Annotated in this window: 14 protein-coding genes and 1 pseudogene; 5 read left to right on the top strand and 10 right to left on the bottom strand. The window is 56.6% G+C overall.

Annotation, left to right across the window (positions count from 1 at the left end):
• Positions 1 to 119: 119 nt before the first annotated feature.
• Positions 120 to 1,091: pseudogene (locus GE543_RS27965) on the bottom strand (methyl-accepting chemotaxis protein); the annotation flags it as partial.
• Positions 1,092 to 1,390: 299 nt separating this feature from the next.
• Between GE543_RS27965 and GE543_RS16295 the strand changes: the two are divergent.
• Entirely contained in the window at positions 1,391 to 1,897 is a 507-nt protein-coding gene (locus GE543_RS16295) for a GAF domain-containing protein (protein ID WP_003410007.1), read from the top strand.
• A gap of 21 nt (positions 1,898 to 1,918) precedes the next feature.
• Here the strand turns inward: GE543_RS16295 and GE543_RS16290 are convergent, their stop codons facing one another.
• The 3 genes from GE543_RS16290 to GE543_RS16280 form a co-directional block, all read right to left on the bottom strand.
• Complete coding sequence (locus tag GE543_RS16290) at positions 1,919 to 2,170, bottom strand: hypothetical protein (RefSeq protein ID WP_032702858.1); 252 nt, start codon at positions 2,168 to 2,170, stop codon at positions 1,919 to 1,921.
• A gap of 92 nt (positions 2,171 to 2,262) precedes the next feature.
• Positions 2,263 to 3,102, bottom strand: coding sequence for a TauD/TfdA family dioxygenase (locus tag GE543_RS16285; protein ID WP_003410004.1), 840 nt, complete (start codon positions 3,100 to 3,102; stop codon positions 2,263 to 2,265).
• Between the two features lie 82 nt (positions 3,103 to 3,184).
• Positions 3,185 to 4,411 carry a YegJ family protein gene (locus GE543_RS16280; protein WP_052739357.1) on the bottom strand — a complete coding sequence of 409 codons (1,227 nt, stop codon included), beginning with the start codon at positions 4,409 to 4,411 and terminating at the stop codon, positions 3,185 to 3,187.
• 148 nt (positions 4,412 to 4,559) lie between these two features.
• Between GE543_RS16280 and GE543_RS16275 the strand changes: the two genes are divergently transcribed.
• From GE543_RS16275 to GE543_RS16260, 4 genes are all read left to right on the top strand, one after another.
• Positions 4,560 to 5,009 carry a hypothetical protein gene (locus GE543_RS16275; protein WP_003416281.1) on the top strand — a complete coding sequence of 150 codons (450 nt, stop codon included), beginning with the start codon at positions 4,560 to 4,562 and terminating at the stop codon, positions 5,007 to 5,009.
• Between the two features lie 81 nt (positions 5,010 to 5,090).
• Positions 5,091 to 5,594, top strand: a complete 504-nt coding sequence (locus GE543_RS16270; protein WP_003409996.1) for a GNAT family N-acetyltransferase — start codon at positions 5,091 to 5,093, stop codon at positions 5,592 to 5,594.
• A 289-nt stretch (positions 5,595 to 5,883) separates the two neighbouring features.
• On the top strand, positions 5,884 to 6,465 hold the full coding sequence (locus tag GE543_RS16265; protein WP_103364625.1) for an ATP phosphoribosyltransferase regulatory subunit: 582 nt from the start codon (positions 5,884 to 5,886) through the stop codon (positions 6,463 to 6,465).
• Positions 6,466 to 6,543: 78 nt separating this feature from the next.
• Entirely contained in the window at positions 6,544 to 7,002 is a 459-nt protein-coding gene (locus GE543_RS16260) for a metallophosphoesterase family protein (protein WP_046237585.1), read from the top strand.
• Between the two features lie 236 nt (positions 7,003 to 7,238).
• On the opposite strand, the gene tssM is transcribed toward GE543_RS16260, so the two are convergent.
• The 6 genes from tssM to tssH all read right to left on the bottom strand — a co-directional run bounded on the left by tssM (position 7,239) and on the right by tssH (position 17,856).
• Positions 7,239 to 10,742, bottom strand: coding sequence for a type VI secretion system membrane subunit TssM (tssM, locus tag GE543_RS16255; protein WP_371927185.1), 3,504 nt, complete (start codon positions 10,740 to 10,742; stop codon positions 7,239 to 7,241).
• Positions 10,743 to 10,755: 13 nt separating this feature from the next.
• Complete coding sequence (gene icmH / locus GE543_RS16250; protein WP_153221876.1) at positions 10,756 to 11,643, bottom strand: type IVB secretion system protein IcmH/DotU; 888 nt, start codon at positions 11,641 to 11,643, stop codon at positions 10,756 to 10,758.
• On the bottom strand, positions 11,625 to 12,956 hold the full coding sequence (gene tssK / locus GE543_RS16245) for a type VI secretion system baseplate subunit TssK (RefSeq protein ID WP_046237588.1): 1,332 nt from the start codon (positions 12,954 to 12,956) through the stop codon (positions 11,625 to 11,627). The genes icmH and tssK overlap by 19 nt, the downstream gene beginning before the upstream one ends.
• Positions 12,953 to 13,462 carry a type VI secretion system lipoprotein TssJ gene (tssJ, locus tag GE543_RS16240; RefSeq protein ID WP_046237589.1) on the bottom strand — a complete coding sequence of 170 codons (510 nt, stop codon included), beginning with the start codon at positions 13,460 to 13,462 and terminating at the stop codon, positions 12,953 to 12,955. Before tssJ ends, tssK begins: the two co-directional genes overlap by 4 nt.
• 271 nt (positions 13,463 to 13,733) lie before the next feature.
• Positions 13,734 to 15,278 (bottom strand): sigma 54-interacting transcriptional regulator, encoded by a 1,545-nt coding sequence (locus GE543_RS16235; RefSeq protein WP_371927184.1) that lies wholly within the window; start codon positions 15,276 to 15,278, stop codon positions 13,734 to 13,736.
• On the bottom strand, positions 15,265 to 17,856 hold the full coding sequence (gene tssH, locus GE543_RS16230; protein WP_153221875.1) for a type VI secretion system ATPase TssH: 2,592 nt from the start codon (positions 17,854 to 17,856) through the stop codon (positions 15,265 to 15,267). Before tssH ends, GE543_RS16235 begins: the two co-directional genes overlap by 14 nt.
• Positions 17,857 to 17,864 lie beyond the last annotated feature (8 nt).

Raw genomic sequence — 17,864 nt, 5'->3', positions numbered from 1 at the left:
TCGCTCTTCTGGCTGTTGACGCCAGCGCTGGTCTGCTCGGTGACGGCCGACAACTGTTCGGCGGCACTGGCGATTTGCGTCACACCATCGCGCAAGCCACCAATCAGCTCGCGCAGGTTGCCGGTCATGCGCATCATGCTGCCCTGCAACTGGCCCAGTTCGTCCTTGCGGGTGACCACCTGGTTGTGCGTCAGATCACCATCAGCGACACGCTCGGCCAGTTTCAGTGTTTCACGCAGCGGGCCAACGATAAGGTTGGTAATGACCCACGCCGCCAGGGCGCTCATGATCAGCGCTGCAATCAGCCAGACAGAGAGCAGCATCTTGGCCTGACTCACATCTTCCACTCTCAGGTTGACCTGGTTCTCGGACAGCTTGTCAGCACATTCAAACAGGATACCGATGTCTTTGGTGATGCCTGCCTGAGCCAGATCAATCCTGGCCTGCGCCGCGGTGAACTGATTCAAGGTGTTCTGATAGCTGAGCATAGAGTCAACAAGGTGCTTGATGGTCGCCGACTGACCCTCGAAACCTTGCAGATTTCTGACAAACTCGATAACCGTGTTCATCGATGTTTCCGCTGGAGCACGGTTTTCCGGCTTCAGCGAATAGGTGTAACCACGCAAGTCGAAGCGCATTTTCTGGAACAGCGTCATCGCCTGCACGATGGCATCGCGCTGCGCGGGGGTGCCGTCATCGGATCGGGCAACAGCGTTGAGCTTTTGCAAATCATCAGCGCCTGCATCGGCGTACTGGCCAAACACCGAACGGGTCGCCTCACGGGCAGCGGTTGCCTGCATGAGGTTGTCGTAGTGAATACGGTAATCCTTCAAGGCGTCGGCGGCAGTATTGACCAGCGGTATATTCAACGGCGAGTCGAACACCTTCTGCGCATACTTCACATGATTTTCGAGACTTTCGAATGCTTTCAGCCAGTTGCTGGCGCGCTCGGCGTCATAGTTGACCGAATAGGCCAATCGGGCAATGCGGACATCTCGCGTAAGCGAGCTCAGCTTGCCGATGTCGGAAATCCGCTCGCTTCGTTCACTCAGCGAGGTGATGCCTGTCCAGCCTGTCAGCGCAATCAGCACCGTCAGTACGATGACCAAAGCAAACCCGAGCACGAGCTTGGACCTGACAGAAATATTGCTCAGAGTATTTATCACGGGGAGTCGCTCTTTTGTTGGTCATCAGTGGAATGCAAGAGGCCTGTCCTTGCCATCTATCTATACAATCCACAAATGTCGGCAGCGAGGCTTCAAACTTTAAAACTGACGTCAATATTTCGCTTGAAAATAAATCCTCGCGGGCGCGACCAACCCCGATGGCATTTTCATTCGAGTCAGTTAGCATGGGCCGTTACCCACACTTGGGTATTCTGGAGAAGTGCATGAGTCTGGAATTGATCGCCTCAAAAAGCAGCTTGTTGACCATCGAGGAGCGCTCTGCAATTGCCGAGATCGAGGCCACGACCAATGTGCTGCGCCTTGTCACTCGCCTGACAGGCATGCGCTTCGCCGGTATTGCCAAGTTTACCGATGCCGACTGGATCGCCTGCTCTGTCTATGACCCGACAGACCTGGGTATCGACGACGGCGACGTGTTCAAACTCGAGACCACGCTCTGCAACGAGTTTTGCGTCAACCCCGAAGCACTGTTCGTGCCGCAGATCAGCACGAACGGCCGGTATGCGAACCTGCCGGTGGTAAAGCGCTACGCCATCGAAAGCTATGCCGGCGTACCGATCTACCTTCCCGACGGGCAACTGTATGGCGCGTTGTGCGCTCTGGACTCCAGAACGACGCTGTTTGACGACCCCGATCTGGCGGAAACCCTGACCCTGTTCGCCCGATTGATCGGGTGCATTTTCTTCGCCAACATCAACGAAGGCAGCTGACTCGGGCGCAGCACTGCCGACTTACGGGCTGACAGACTGCTCTGCAAGCGCATACAGGGGCACCGATTCGAGCAAGGCACTGCTGAACTGACCTTCGTCGAGTTGCATGCGATGTCGGGGCGGAACGGGTGTCGCAGGGTGATCGCCGTCCAGCAAGGCTTCGACAGGCAGATCGATCCCGAAATGAGGAAATGGCTCCTGAGCCACCCAACCGCCAGCGGCCAAGACCAACAATAGAAAAATACCCGCAATGGGTTCTTTGGGTCTGCACATTCTCGTTTCTCCAATCCGGCAAAACGATCCGGCTCACAATGAGCCACTCAGTATAAAAGCCGGGGCGTCACCCGGCTCTCGCGGTCGTCGCATTACGCGAAGGGCTCTTCGCCCTGCAACTTGGTGCGGTGCATCATTCGCCCGCACTCGGGGTCATAGGCTTCGGCCCGGTGCATGGTGCCGGTGTTGTCCCAGATCACCAGATCGCCAACCTGCCACGCATGGCTGTAACTGAACGCCTCGGACGTGGCCCACTCGCGAAGGCCAACCAGAATTCGCGCACTTTGCGCCAGGCTGAGGCCAACGACTTGCTGCGCGGTGCAGCCCAGAATCAGCGACTTGCGACCGGATCGGTGCTTCCAGACCAGCGGCAACTCCTTCTCGCCGATAGCCTGCATGGCCTCGAGCATCGCAAGGCCGGGCTCCGGATTGTAATAGAGTAACGATGCCCATGGGGCATGAATGACGCGCAGACCGTCGTAATGCTGTTGCTCAGCGCTCGATAGTCCCTCGTACGCCGCGTAAGTGTTACAGAAACCCGTGTTGCCTCCCCAGCTGGCGGGCACCTTGCAGGACAACAACGAAGCCAGAATGGGTGAATCGCTGCTCGTACCGTCTATGTGCCAGTAGAGCGAACCTTTGAGAAACTCCGCGCCTGCCGGATTCTCTTTCACATCCAGGCTGATCCGGGTGATGTTCTGCCCATCGCCGGGTTCAGGGCAGAACGTACCCAGCGTGCGAGTGAAGGCAATTTGCTCTGCGTCGGAAAAATGAATCTGCGGGAACACCAGCACCCCTCGCTGCTCCAGCAGCTCCCGGATCTCGCCAGCGAATTGCCCCGACAGCAGTTCCTGCTTGCCGTTGAAAACACGCGCGCCAATACCTGGCTTGATGGGCTCCTGTGACAGCTGAACGAGCGAAGTGGCTAACATGGTGCGACCCTCCTCATAAGTGAACACAACGGTACACTTATGAGGAAATGGAAGCAATAGCTCTGTTTTGCCGCGGGACGTTTTAAAGGGAATGCAGATAATTACCCAAGTGATCGTGCAGGAAGAAAGCGAGCAATACTCCGATAAGCATTGCCAGCAAATCCAGCGCTCTGGCCTTGCCCCATATCGGCGTGCGCTCCCGGAGTCGAAAATACCAGGGGCCCGTACAGAGAATAAGACCCTGCCCCAGGAACCAGACAAGGACAATGAAAAGCCCAGTGCTTAAGAGGCTGTCGTTTCTGACAATCAGAGAACCTGTCGACTGGCTCAAGGCAGCAAAATAAAGGCCGACCACCCCGATGACCGCCATCGTCAGCCCAATGGGCCAGGCTGGAAAGCCACGACGCTGTACGTGCTTTTCAAGGTTCGACCGATCCCCCTCCAAGAGCTCGATGGTTCTCGGCCATCCTGCAATACGCGCAAGCGTCAGTACGTCATGGCCATTGCTGTTGGTCGCCGCAGAATCTGCCCCCATGTACAGAAGCGTAGCGACGAAATTGCAATTACCGGCGAGGGTTTCGCGATGGATCATTTGCCAGCCCGAGTCGTCGTAGTCAGTGGCCAGACCCGGATCATCCCGAAGGCCCTCTTCCACGGCACCCTGTGCGTTCAGTCCCATCGGATGCTCAAGCCGCTCCAGCTTGTTCAAGGCACGTTTATCCGATGCACTGTCCAGTGCGCGCGAGAAGCAGACCGGTGACTTGCCCTCTGCTGGCGGAACAAGCATAACGGTCCCCGCCTCACCAAAGTCCAACCCCCACGCCTGGTCATGCTCGACGCGCTCGGCCGCAGACATGCCGGACCGCAGGGCATCGATAGTGAAACCGCCAAATGCGCGACCGCCAAACACATAGACCCAGTCATTCAAGCGGTCCAGGGAAACCGACACAGGGTCCCCTGCATTTATCGAACTCACCCACACAGGCTCATTCATGAGAATGCCCGAGAGGGTCAGGCCGTCGAAATCGACATCCGTGACCCACATGTTCTCAACCGATGGGCTGTCGGGATCGGCTGAGTCAGTCGTGAAGGACACCTTTACCGCAGCCAGGTCCAGCGCTTTCACAATTCGGCGACGCTCCCAGGACATCTCGCGCCAGAAGAATCTGAAGGTGCGCTGCGCACTGGCAACCGCAACACGAAAGTCCTCGCTCTCGCCTTCAACACCGTAAATTTTTTGCTCCGTCATTGGCAGGGTCATTCCTTGTTTGATGAGTGCGAACAGAATGGCGGTGTCGCTGGCCCTCATTCAATTCGGCTGTTTTAAATACATTATTTCTTGAGTCACTGTGGCGCCAATCTCGATATTACCTGCTTGCGGCCAGGATAATCCGCTGCCAAAGTGCCTCGAACGAACGCCTGAAAATCGATACTGGCGTGCCTCAATCGGAGCAGAAATGAAATACGACGACGCCTCCTGGCACTATAACGGCAACTTTCCCAGCGACCTTCCACACGCCGCCGGTGCAACGCACATCGGTATGTTTCTGGCCTGGATGCTGCTGAACAAACTGGCCAGTGAAGAGCTGCTCGATGATGCAGAAAGCGAGGTAGACGCGCTGGAAAAACGCGAGCTTACGGGCAGTGCCTTCGTTATATCAATGCTCGACGAAAAGCTTACCGATCAGGAGTTCAATACAGTCGGCAATGCGTTCGCGATAGCCTATTACGAGGGACTGAACAGCGACAGCCGCTATGTCGATGATTACGTGCTCGCCTTTGGTGTCACCCAGGATGCGATCTACAGCGTTGAAGACACCTGGGCCAATTACGACAAACTGTCCCCAGTCATAGATGCTCGTTTTGCAGACTGGCAAGCGATGGGCAAACCCGAATATATTGTCTGACCCGTATAACGCGGCGGCAGCTATACCGCAAAATGCCGCTTCGGCCTCACCGCCAATACGCAATTCAAGGAACGAATCAACGTGCACGCCCCTGCCCCGCAAATCCTCATCCAGCGCATGGCCGACATTCACCTCGAAGGTGTCACTGCACTCTATAACGAGCCTGCGGTGTGCCGTCAGGTACTGCAGATGCCTTATCAGTCCATCGAAGTCTGGCGCAAACGCCTGGCTGCCAGTACCGAGCGACACGTGAAACTGGTCGCTCTCCATGGCAACGAGGTGATTGGCAGCATTGGCCTGGAGCAGTATTCGCGCAGTCGACAAAGCCATGTCGGCGCTATCGGTATGGGCGTCGCATCGGCCTGGCAGGGCAAAGGCGTCGGCTCGAAGTTGCTGGCAACAGCACTGGACATCGCAGATAACTGGATGAACCTGCACCGAGTGGAGTTGACCGTGTATGTCGACAACGAAGCAGCCCAAGGTCTGTATCGAAAATTCGGTTTCGAAACAGAGGGCCGGCTGCGCAACTACGCGGTGCGCGATGGCCTGTTCGTCGATGCCTTGAGCATGGCGCGGCTCAGATAAACCGTGTCCGTCAAAACCGCTACTTGAGCGATGCGTTAAAGCATGCAAGGATCAGCCATGAATCAATTTCCCCAAAGCAACCGACATCACCACCACAGCCCGCTTCAAGGTGCTGCGGTTGCTTGTGCTCATCGATTGGCCAGATATAGATCCACATTCTGACCCATCAGTGAAACCGACCAAGGCGCCCATGGCGCCTTTTTTATTGCCTGAAAAAACTGGAGATCATCACCCATGACCATGCTACGCGGAACCCGCATCGTGACCGGAACAGAAGCCGCAACCCTGCGTGACACAGAAAATCGTTTCCGGAGCTATCTTCATCGAAGCCGGGGCTGAGGAAGCGATAGTGCCGGCCTTATGGGGCCAGGACACCTTTATCGAAAAAGCCGGCGGCAGCGAAATCATCGGCCAGATGTGGGCCTTCGAGGACAAGGCCGGGCGCGCCTGTTGCCTGATACCCGAAGCCACGGCGCTGTTTCAGGAGCGCAGTGAAGCCCTGCTTGAGGGGCGACGCGAAGCCCTGTTTTTCTACGTGGCACGCTGTTATCGCTACGAGCGCCCGCAAGCCGGACGCTACCGCGAATTCACCCAACTGGGGCTGGAAATCCTCAGCCCTTCACCGCAGCAGGCGTTGCTGCGCAGCCAGGCCATCTGCACCGGTTTTCTGGATTCGCTGGGCCTGGACTATGAACTCAATACCGCCGTGAAACGGGGCCTGAGCTACTACCTGGAAGGCAACGGCTTCGAGGTGCGATGTTCACGCCTAGGTGCGCAGCAACAAGTGGTCGGCGGCGGCGCCTATCGGGAGGGTGCCGGGTTTGGCATCGGACTGGAGCGGCTGGTATTGGCGCTTGGGTGCGGCCAATAACGCCTATCCTGTAACTGGTCGTAGAAGCGCAACGCGTTACACTGCGCTTCTACCCTGCCCCCGACCCGAGGCCCCCGTATGAAAGTTGGTGTGATTTCCGACACCCACGGACTGCTCCGTCCTGAAGCCATCGCTGCGCTACAGGGCTGCGTACAGATCATCCATGCCGGTGACATCGGCAGCCAGGACATCGTCGAGCAACTGACCGCCATCGCCCCCCTGCACATCGTGCGCGGCAACAACGACATGGATGCAGACTGGGCAACCCCCATCGCCGATCACCTACGCTTCGACATCGACGGCTGGCAAGTCCTGCTGGTCCACGACATCGCCGACGTTCCAGCGCTAGTGGATGACCGCGTGAAACTGGTCGTTACCGGCCACTCGCATAAACCCCTCATCGACTGGCGCGGCGACACGCTGTATCTGAATCCGGGCAGCGCCGGACGGCGGCGTTTCAAACTGCCGGTGACGCTGGCGCTGCTTGAGGTGAGCGCGGATGCGATTGAGCCGAGTCTGGTGCAGTTGGTCGACTGACAACAGGGCTAACGCTGAGTATTTCTTCACGCAAAAACAGGGTTTCGATCACGGCGATTATCGTCCCCACGCTCCGCATGGGAATGCCGTTCGTTACGCTCCGCGTCACCCTGAACGCAAGACTCATTCCTGTATCGAAAGCGCTCCGAATGCCGATGCAACACAGGACCTCTAAAGATCCTGCGACTCATGCAGTGTCCTTTCTATTAATCAGCGTTCCAGTCCATTCACTGGCATCACAGCTGCGCAGGCATACGAAAATCGCGCAACGCACTCATATCAAATGGATTGGGTGCCCGCTGGCTCGACAAAAGATAGTTGGCGCGCATCCCGCCCACCTCGGCCTTGAGCAGCAGAACATCGCGCCCTTTCAGAGGCTCGGTCTGCATCAGATCCAGAAGGCGAAACAGCGACCAGGGACCGGTGTTCTTTTCAATCCCCAGCGGCCTGCCAGCCATCCCTTCCATCACCAGACTCGTACGCCCCTCTTCAGCGTCAGCAGGCCATTTGAACAAGGTCGGTACGATAGGACCATGCCGATACTCCAGTGATTGCTCGCCCAGCCGGAACTCGGCGCGGCGAACACTTGGGTCGAGCGTGTAGGGTTCAAGGGTAAACTGCACCTGCGGTTCTTGCGCGCGATGGGCAAAGAAACTTTTGCGGATTCGATGCACACCTGCCATCTGATCCAGATACGCACGGCTCATGGGCAGGCTGTAGCCGTCAATGCTGCGCAGTTTGTATCGCCCCGGATCGCCACTGACAAATGGCCTCAGGTAGCTATCAAAGAAGCGTTCGGCTATCCCCTGCGAGCCGAAGAACTCACGAAAATCATTAAGCGCCACATCACTGCTGCTGTGTGCATGAAACGGATAGCGCTTGTCGAGAGATTGCTCATAGAAACTGTAAAGCTCGGCCTTGTAGCGCTGGTTGAGGTACCGATGAGACTGATACAGCACGAAGCTCCAAGTGTCCTCCGCAAGCGTATTGAACAACCCGCCCAGAGGCTGCGCCAGACCGGTCGCCGCGTTGCGCAGGTTGCTCAGTGCATCCCGCTGTCCAGACATTCGTCCCTTTGCCATTTCGTAGGCAGCAAGATCGGGCTGACCTGAACGCCCCAAAGCAGCCATTTGCATCTGCAATTCATTGATCGCGCTCAATGCGGCAATCAGTTCGGGAGTCGGACCATTATCGCTGTCCAGTAAACGGTGTAAGGGATCAAAACGGCGCTGCAACGATTTCTTTGCCGTCCCGGGCAGGCTGACAGTCACCGCCTGCTGAACTTTATCGCCAATCGCGGCCACCTGAGTGATTGGCGATGGTCCAGAGACAGCTTTACCAGCTTCAGCCTTCATCGCGTCGAGACTGTCTGCAAGGACCGGAAAAAGCGTGTTGTCACGTACTTCGATCAGTAATTGCAACAACGGTGAATGGGCTGCCGTCAGCCCGGCCATTTGCACCGCAGCAGCACCAGGACCCTCGAAGGGTTGCAGCGAAACCCGTCCGATCGCCTCGGCCCAATAATCGGCATAATCCCGGAAATACAGCTTTTCCAGCTCGACCATCAGCATCCGCAGCTTTTTTGCATCGAACTGCGCGCCCTCACCCAGAACCCAGTTGTCATGCATGAGTTCGGTCACTAAACCCGTGCCACGAGTGACGAAATATTGCTCATAACCATGGCGGGTATAAAGCCCGGGAATTCGGTAATCAGTGCCCGCCAGTAAACCTGCCTGAGAGCCGACGTGGTGGGCCAGACTGTAGTCCGGGAGTGTACTTGCCCTTTCGCGCAACACTCGATAAACGACGCTGGCAAAGGACTCGTTGCGCAGAACCTGTCGAGCCTGTGCCACTAGCGCGTCGTTTACAGGGTAGGCAAAGGACTGAGCAAGCAGACGCTCGAAATGCTGAGTCAGCTGGTTCTGAGCCTGCGCATGACCGACGTAACGAACTGACCAGTCGGTCGCTACCCACGCCTTCAGCGCAGAGGGTTCCCGGTGCTCGTCCTTGACCAGCATCAGGTAGGCACGCAGGCTATCCAGCAACTGCTCGCGATCCCCCAGGCTAGCCATTATGCGCGCCTCAATCATGTGGGCCACGCGTGGCAGCAACTCCCTCTGCAGCTCCGCATGATAGGTGCGCATCAGAACATCGTTGGCAGGCTTGCCCTGATAGAGGCCACTGCGTTCATGCAGACCGACCTCATCGCCATCCGGAAATACGCGGGCCGCCAGATAAAGCGTATTCAAGCTATCAAGGACCGTCAGCAGATCGTCCTCGGCGCCCAGTGATGATCTTTGGTGCGCCCATTGCTCGCCCATAACACGCAGCCTTTCCAGCCGGTCATGATTGGCACTGAAACCGGTCGCCCACAGCACACCGAACACAGACAAGAGCAACAACGCCGCGCAACACATACCCCGCTGACGCCACTGAATCTTTCGGCGTGCTGTTTTATCGAGAATCGCGAGATCGGCCTCAGGGAAAATCACATGTCGTAACAAATCATGAATGAACCGCGCTTTTCCGCTGTAGCGGGTCAGTGATCCGGTATCGCTTTGCCCATCGGATGGCTGATCGTTCTGCACGAATTGCGGCGCTCGGGTCAGGTAAAATCCACGAAACTGACTGGCCCGCTGATAGCGATTTCCGGAAAATGCCAGCTCGACAAAGACGCTCAGTCGATACGCGATGCCTCCAAGCTGGTTGGGAAACTCAAGCATTTCGCCACGGCGTCGGCTGTCCCGCTCCTGATGAATGCGAGTGATAACCTGACTGCCAAGGCGTTGCAGCAAGGCATCGAACGCCTTGCCAAGAACGTCGATACCACTGCCTTGCTCACCCTGCCGGAACGTAGCGCCCAAGACCTGTTCACTCTCTTCCCGGGAGAGTTGATCGAAAAAGGCGTCGAAGCCTGCAACCGAGTCGGCCTTGGTCATTACCAGGTAAACCGGCACATCGATATGCAACTGATGAAATATGTCGTCCAGGCGAGCCCGTACGTCTTCGGCGATTTTCTCCAGACGCTTGTCGTGCTCGTCAAACAAAGTGTCGACCGGCAGTGTTACCAGCACCCCGCTGAGTGGATGCGCGCGGTGGCGGCCTCGCAGCAACTTCAATAACGTGGTCCATGCGCTGCCGTCGACGTCGGGCACGGGCTGCTCGAGATAGCGCCCGGATGTGTCCAGCAGAACTGCCTGCTCAGTGAAATACCAGCCACAACTGCTGGTGCTGCGCATATCGTGCGTCAGCTTGCGCCCGCGCCTGTCCAGGGGAAAATCGAGCCCGGAAAAATCCAGCAGACTGGTCTTGCCGCTACCTTGGGGGCCGATCACTGCATACCATGGCAGCTCATTTCGGCCCCTGGTGCCCAATACGCCATATAGGTCCGAATCCTTGATCACGCGCAAGGCATCCTTGAAACGCCCCGCAAGTTCCAGGCGCTCTTTTTCCACCGCGATAGTTTTACGCAGATGTTCCTGGCCTGCCGGGCTTTCCTCCTTCTGCCTTTTCTGCAAGCCGCTGCGCCAGTTGAGAAATACAACCCCGAGGCCCCAAATCAGCAACAACATACTGATAGTCGCCAGGCGCACAACGGGACTCTCCCAGAACCGGTTATCGGCCATCGCCAGCAAGGGCCCGAATATCCAGATACAGGCAGCCAGCGTCAGTACCAATAACAGCGACCAGAACCAGCTGCTGCCCAATAGCGTCATGAGTTTTTTAAACAAGTTTTTCACTGCATCTCTCATTTCAAGACCGCCGCTCGATGACTACCGCATCCGCAGACTGATAAGGCCTGAGTACGGCCTCACGCTGCTCGCCGAGTACCCAGGCAAATCCGCAATACAGCGCGGTCAGGCTTATAGCGGTGAACAACACAATCAGCCACGCAGGGATAATGCGCAGCCGGTCGGCAGCGCCGGAGCGTGCGCCCTGCCAGTGAGGCGAAAGCGTTCGCGAAACGTCGCCTCTTACGTGTCTTATCTGCAGATAGAGGTTATGCCGGATATCTTCCAGCTCGTTGCCATTGCGACGATGGGAGCGGTACTTCCCCTCAAAACCGAGTGCCAGGCACAGGTACATCAACTCGAGCATCGAGAGATGCCTGAAAGCGTTTGCGGAGAGCTTTTCAAGCAGTTGAAAGAATTTTTCGCCGCCGAAGGTTTCCTTGTGAAAGCGGCTTAGCAGACTGATCTTCGACCAGTCACTCTGGCTACCCCAAACCGTGTTCAGTACAGCTTCATCCACTACCGTACACAGCACATAGCGCGCGGCCAGCAGCTCATCGTTCGCTATCGCGTTTCGCCTTGCCCTGGCTTCGAACAGTTTCACCTGATCGGAAAGCTGTACGTTCAGAAGATGGATATCTCCAACGTCATCTGCTGCGCCCAGTTTTGCGACCTGAGCCAGCAATTCGCTGGCTGCAGCAACCAGTGGATTGACGTGGCTATCGGCCTTTCTTTCCGATACTCGCCGAGTGCTGTAGAGCAACTGCTCCTGCAGACCTTCGAAAAGATGCGTGTGGTGGGTGTCGGTGAAGTAGCCGCTTTTCGACCCGCTATTATCCCGGTCGAAAGCAGCATGATCTTCGAGACCGCTTTGCACATCCGCCACCCTGTTCAATTTCTGATCGCCCAGAACTGCAGTTCAAGACCGGGAAATTCACCTGATACATGGAAAGCGAATCCTCCCGACTGATCGATCCCGGTCTGCTCCCGGTCATCGACATCGAGAATGAAATAGCTCTTGGCAGCATGGAACGGTATTTGCCGAGGCGCCACAGGCAGAGGCCTGATACGTAAACCCGGCAAATGCAGGCTTACCAGCTCGCGAATACGTTCCACCGAACCGACTTTAAGATGCGAAGGCAGTCGCAGACGCAGTTCTTCGGCATCGCAATCTGCACGGGCAGCAATAATGAACGAGGCATCCCCCAATAGCTCACGATCCACCCGAGGCGAAACCAGAACTCCATACTGCCGGGGCTGCAACTCCAGTTCCTGAGCCTGCTGCTCGAGAACCATCGACAGCATCTGTCGAATCTCGGACATTACGCTTCTGAATGTGCAGCCCTGGTCACTGTGCTGGTAAGTAACCTCCAATCGAGGACGTCTGCTTTCACCGCCAAATGTCGATAACTCGCCCAACAGCGACAGCAGTGCACGGTAGAGCTCTTCAGGGTGGATGCTTCGAATAGTGAGATAGTGTTGAAAAACCAATGCATTGCGATTGACCAGTTGCAACATCATCAAATCGCTTGCCTCTGCGCCACTGGCCTGACCGCGAACACCGATACGCTCGGCAATCACGTCCCCACGGTGATTCAGCAAACCTGCCACTTCCCTCAGGCACGACATCACAAAGCGGGAACCGCTGGCGCTGATAAAGGCCGGTGAAAATTCGAGGTCCAGCGAAAGCGACTTGTCAGGACTGCAGATCAGAATGTGGCAGACCTTGAGCATGCTGTAGGTGTGCTCTCCCTGGGGCTCCCCCATCAACAATCGGAACTCTGGCCGGGCGCACAGCACTGGCGTGGAACGGTCTTCACCAGCGTTTGAATCGCGGATGTTCGCTGAGTAGCTTGTAAACCGTGCGACCACATCCGGCTGTTCGTGACTGCGAGACTCAATGCAATTGCCCGCCGTGATCGGCAGTGCCAGGTACACCGACACGTTTGAAGTATTGGGGGGAATATCCAGCGCCAAAGGACTCTCATGGCCGCGTATATCGAAGACACTGCCGTCCGGCAGGATGCCCGAGGCCTGGGCAATCACGATCTGCCCTGAACCCAGAAATTGCGGATCAATTTCCAGAGCTGTAAAGCCCCAGTTGTAGGCGCCTGCCAACTGAGTCCGAATCCGCAATTGATCGTCATAGTAACGATCGTGATGCTGAAAGTGCTGCGGGCGAAGCAGCATGCCTTCCTGCCAGATAACCTTGTGCGAATTCATAGCGACTTTCCTGTGCGAGTTGGGCTGTCTGCCAGTTGAAGCCCGGAATCCCCCAATACAAAAACAGCGCTGTTCTGTTGGTTGGGGAGTATTTGAATCACCTGACGCCAGCGGGTCTCGGACACGTTGCGGTAAGCCGCGAGCACCGCGACATAACGACTGCTGTCGTCGAGCTTCAGCTTCAACTCAATACTGTCGCCGGGACGAAGTTCGAACTCTTCACTGGCCACCAGATCATTTCCCAGCGCCTGCCCGGTACGTTTATAAAGCGAGAAAAAATCCATGCTCTCAAACGTCACGGGACGCCGAAGTTCAAGCAGCTTGAAAACAACCGGAGACGGCCTGCCATTCACATCGGGATTCAGTCGATCATTCGCGCTCAATCTGATATCCAGACGTGTTTGCGTTGAGTACGGCGATAGTGCGGAGCAACCTGAGATCAAAACCAAAAGTACTATCAGTACCGTTTGGAAGACTCGGGTAACACAAGAGCTCACCGAGATCATTTCTGGAAATCCTGACGCAGGGCAGCAATCGAAAAGGCATGCGACGCTGATATCTCTTTTCCAGGAGTCGAGTCCTGCCGCAACGCATTCAGTGGGCTGAAGGGTTCTGGACTGCCCAGCGCGCGGTATTGATCATCACTGAACTTGAAATGACCTTTGCACCCTCCAAGGCAAATCAGCGCAATGAATGTGATAGGCACAGTGCGCCAACAATGAAAGTTCATTGGAACGTCTCCAGACAAGAAATTAACTAAACGTGATTATTGAATGGCTAGGTACGCCGTCCATCAGCAGCGGCGATCTTCAGATGTGCCAGGCGGTAAAGCAGCGTGCGCCGCGACACCCCTAGAGTGCGTGCTGCAAGGCTCCGGTTACCGCCGCTGTCGCGCAGACTCTCGAGTAGAACGCCACGCTCGAACTGTTCGATGCGCTCACGCAGTGAAAGACCAGCCGGATGGCTTGTCGATTCGGTGGCAATGGGAAAGTGTTCCGGTCTCAGCTCCGCGTCTTCGCATAACAATACGGCACGCTCGACGAACCCCTTCAGCTCTCGAACGTTTCCAGGAAAGGCATAACCCGATAACGCACTCAACGCAGCTTCCGACCACTGCACGGGCTCTCGCCGTGAACTCTGGCAGGCTATGTCCGAGAAATGCCGGGCCAGTATTTCGATGTCTTCCACGCGATGACGTAGCGGAGGAAGCTCTATGGGGAACTGCGCCAAACGGTAATAGAGGTCTTCTCGAAAGCGTCCTTCGGCGACCAATGTCGGTAGATGGCGATGGGTCGCCGCGATGATTCGCACATCCACCTTGCGAACGTCGTTGCCGCCCAGTGGACGAATCTCGCCCTCCTGCAAGACCCGCAGAAGCTTTGCCTGTAATTGCAGCGGCATATCGCCAATTTCGTCGAGTACCAGCGTACCGCCATCAGCTGCGTCGAACAGGCCAAGCCGATCACGATCGGCGCCGGTAAACGCGCCTTTGCGATAACCGAAGAGTTCGCTTTCCAGAAGAGCTTCCGGAAAGGCGGCGCAATTCTGTACCACGAGCGCGTTGGAGCGACGAGGCCCGTGTTCGTGAATGGCACGAGACACTATCTCCTTGCCTGTCCCGGTTTCACCGGTCAGCAACACCGTGCAGGTACTGTCGAGAATCTTGCTCAGAAGATGGGTGGTTCGATCCAGGGCAGCGCTACGCCCTATAAGTCCAAAGCGCTCTACCGGTAGGGCGCGCCTGCGCGGATGAAGCCTCGCGCCCCCAGGCCCGGCTGACGAATGCAGAACGGATAATTGAGAAATCACGAACGACCCTAGCGCGCCCAGAGATTCTGCGTAGCCTTCCAACTCTCCAGAATGCCTGCTCACACATACCAGTACCCCGACAGTTGTCCGCTCACGATTGTGCAGCGGAACGCACAGCAGCGATTTCCACTCTTGCGCCTGTACCGGTAGAAAGCGGGTTCCGTAAAGACTGCTGCTGATTTTCGGCACGCTGACAACCCGGTTCTGAAGCAGACAGAACTGCAGTAAAGGCTCGTCCCGGTAGTCTTTAAGTGAAGTCGTTTTCTGGTCAGGCTGAATGACGCTGTCGACGGCCTGCGCAGCAAGGCAGAGGCGTTTGTGGCTCGCGTCGAGCAAAAACAACTGGCTTGCCTGGCAGCTACTGAGCTCGGCAGCATATAGTACAAAATCATGCTGCAACGACTGGCTGTCGGCTGATCGGGAGAGCGCCGAGTATCGCGAAACCAATGTTTGCGCATAGCCTAATGGGTCGTGTAGCGAATGAAAGGACGAGACCACCTTATTCGAACTCACAGACAACACCACCTGAACTGTCCAGTGTTGCGTGAACCCTGACGACCTTGTCACCACGGCTCATGGCGCCAAGTAAATGGTCTGCTATCAAGGGGGTCAGACTGGACTCCAGTAACTGATCGATCAGCCGGGCGCCGCTGTCGTCTTGCGTACACTGCTCAAGCAGATGACAAACCAGATCATGCGAATAGCTGAAGGTCAGGCCACGGGATTGAAGTCTCTCGCCAAGACGCGCCAACTTTAACTCGACCAGTTCACGCAGCGCCGACCCCATGATCGGGTAATAAGGCACAACCCGCATTCTAGCCAGCAATGCCGGTTTGAAATGCGCACTCAGTATCGGGTTCAGCCTGGTTTTCAGCTCTGTGACATCAGGTCGTCTGCCCTCGTGGCAGCTTGCATGGATCAGATCGGCACCCAGGTTGGAGGTCATCAGAATGAGAGTGTTGCGGAAATCGATTTCCCGGCCCTCTCCGTCGTTGGCCGTGCCTTTATCGAAAATCTGGTAGAACAGATTCAGTACATCCGGATCAGCCTTCTCCACCTCATCGAGCAGAATGACTGAATACGGTTTGCATCGAACGGCATCGGTCAACATGCCCCCTTCGCCATAACCGACATAGCCCGGAGGGGCGCCGATCAATCGGGAAACGGTATGCTTCTCCTGAAATTCGGACATGTTGATCGTCGTGAGAAAACGTTCGCCGCCGTACAACAGATCAGCCAGAACAATGGCTGTTTCCGTCTTGCCCACTCCGCTGGGTCCGACCAGAAGAAATACCCCTGTTGGGGCACCGGGTGCATTCAAACCCGCAGCCGATGCCCGGACTGCCTTTTCAATGGTCAGCATCGCCTGCTCCTGACCCCGGATGCGCATACGCAGTTCTGAGGAAAAGCTGTTGATTGCCGGGCTGTGTTCCTGAGCCAGACGCGATACAGGAATCCCGGTCCAGCCACCCACTACTTCAGCTATCAGCCTGGGGCATACCTCAAAGCTCACGAGACGGTCGGTCATCTGAATATCGATCAGGGTCTTTCGAACCTGGGCCAACTCGGACGCAAGCGCGCGTATGGCATCACACTCACTCGCCTCAGCCGACTGTGCTGTTCGGTCAGCCAGTTGCTTGCGCAGGTCCAGCAGACGCTCGACGGCTGCCCGCTGATCAGCCCAGGTACACTCCAGTGCTGCAGCCTCGCTCTGCAGCCGTGACAGATCGGCAGCCAGCGTATCCAATGCCTTGTCATCAACCGACAGACCGGCATTGGCATCACGCAGCACTGCCTCGAACTGCCTCTGCTGACGCGCCATCTCGCTTCGTAGATATTCAAGACGCTCCGGCACGGCGACCAGAGCGATTCGTGCTCGAGCGCAAGCTGTATCAAGCAGATCGATTGCCTTGTCCGGCAACTGGCGCCCGGTGAGATAGCGTGCCGAAAGCCGGGCTGCGGCGACTACAGCATCATCGCGCAGATAGACACCATGAGTACGTTCATATAGCGGAGCAAGCCCGCGCAGAATGGTGATGGCCTGCTCTACTGTCGGCTCCAGCACCCGGACCGGTTGAAAGCGACGTGCAAGCGCCGGATCCTTTTCAAAATATTGTCTGTACTCGGCCCACGTCGTCGCTGCAATGGTCCGTAACTCGCCGCGTGCCAATGCCGGCTTCAACAGATTGGCCGCATCCGAACCACCCGCCTGCGCACCGGCGCCGATGAGTGTGTGGGCTTCATCGATGAAAAGAATAACCGGCCTGGATGAGGATTTGACCTCGTCAATCACGCCCTTCAAACGACGCTCGAACTCGCCCTTGATACTGGCACCCGCCTGGAGCAGCCCCATATCCAGAGACAGTAATTCAACGTTTTCCAATAGATCCGGGACTTCCCCGTGAACGATTTTAAGCGCCAGCCCTTCGACAACCGCAGTCTTGCCGACACCCGCCTCGCCCACCACAATGGGGTTGTTCTTGCGTCGACGAGACAGGATATCAATCATCTGACGCAGACAGTCATCACGGCACAGCACAGGATCGAGCAACCCCTCCCTGGCCTGCTGCGTCAGATTATGAGTGAAGCGTTCGAGCAGCGAATCACATTGATTCACTGACGGTTTTGTTACCTCCGGCATCTGTTCGGCAAGGGCATGATCGCGAAAGCGCTCGATATTAATCTTCGCCAATAATGGCTGGTATGGACGGTCGGCATAGCGCAAGGGATTACGCAGCAAGGCAAGAATCAACGCAGACTGATCAATCAGGCTTTGGCCCAGATCCAGATTGGCAATCAACAGCGCGTCCTGAAGCCATTGAACAAATTCGGCAGAAAATGCCGGGCTCCGGGTAGCACTTTGCTCGACTGGCGGGTGAAGAAACCCTGCAAGTTCGTCAGCCCCAACCTCGGCGTCCAGTAGCGCACGGGAAAGCATCCCGTCAGGTCTTTCCAACAGGGCAAGCAACAGGTCTTCAACCAGAATTTTGCTGCTGCCTCTCGAAACGCAGCGTTCGGCCGTTCCCTCCAGTTCTCCGCGGGTAGGCGCATCGAGGGCATTGACGAGTTGCTGCAAATCTACATCGATCATGAGTCGTC

Origin of the sequence: Pseudomonas sp. SZ57 (assembly GCF_009495975.1) — a bacterium.
GTDB lineage: Bacteria > Pseudomonadota > Gammaproteobacteria > Pseudomonadales > Pseudomonadaceae > Aquipseudomonas > Aquipseudomonas syringae.
The sequence above is the reverse complement of the archived record's forward strand: the minus strand, read 5'-3'. Positions and strand labels throughout refer to the sequence as shown.

Excerpts from the sequence above, each read along its gene's own strand:
- GE543_RS16280 (WP_052739357.1), bottom strand. The coding sequence starts at position 4,411 with ATGAGGGCCAGCGACACCGCCATTCTGTTCGCACTCATCAAACAAGGA.
- tssJ (WP_046237589.1), bottom strand. The coding sequence starts at position 13,462 with ATGATCTCGGTGAGCTCTTGTGTTACCCGAGTCTTCCAAACGGTACTG.
- tssH (WP_153221875.1), bottom strand. The coding sequence starts at position 17,856 with ATGATCGATGTAGATTTGCAGCAACTCGTCAATGCCCTCGATGCGCCT.
- GE543_RS16285 (WP_003410004.1), bottom strand. The coding sequence starts at position 3,102 with ATGTTAGCCACTTCGCTCGTTCAGCTGTCACAGGAGCCCATCAAGCCA.
- GE543_RS16260 (WP_046237585.1), top strand. The coding sequence starts at position 6,544 with ATGAAAGTTGGTGTGATTTCCGACACCCACGGACTGCTCCGTCCTGAA.
- GE543_RS16290 (WP_032702858.1), bottom strand. The coding sequence starts at position 2,170 with ATGTGCAGACCCAAAGAACCCATTGCGGGTATTTTTCTATTGTTGGTC.
- tssK (WP_046237588.1), bottom strand. The coding sequence starts at position 12,956 with ATGAATTCGCACAAGGTTATCTGGCAGGAAGGCATGCTGCTTCGCCCG.
- GE543_RS16275 (WP_003416281.1), top strand. The coding sequence starts at position 4,560 with ATGAAATACGACGACGCCTCCTGGCACTATAACGGCAACTTTCCCAGC.
- GE543_RS16295 (WP_003410007.1), top strand. The coding sequence starts at position 1,391 with ATGAGTCTGGAATTGATCGCCTCAAAAAGCAGCTTGTTGACCATCGAG.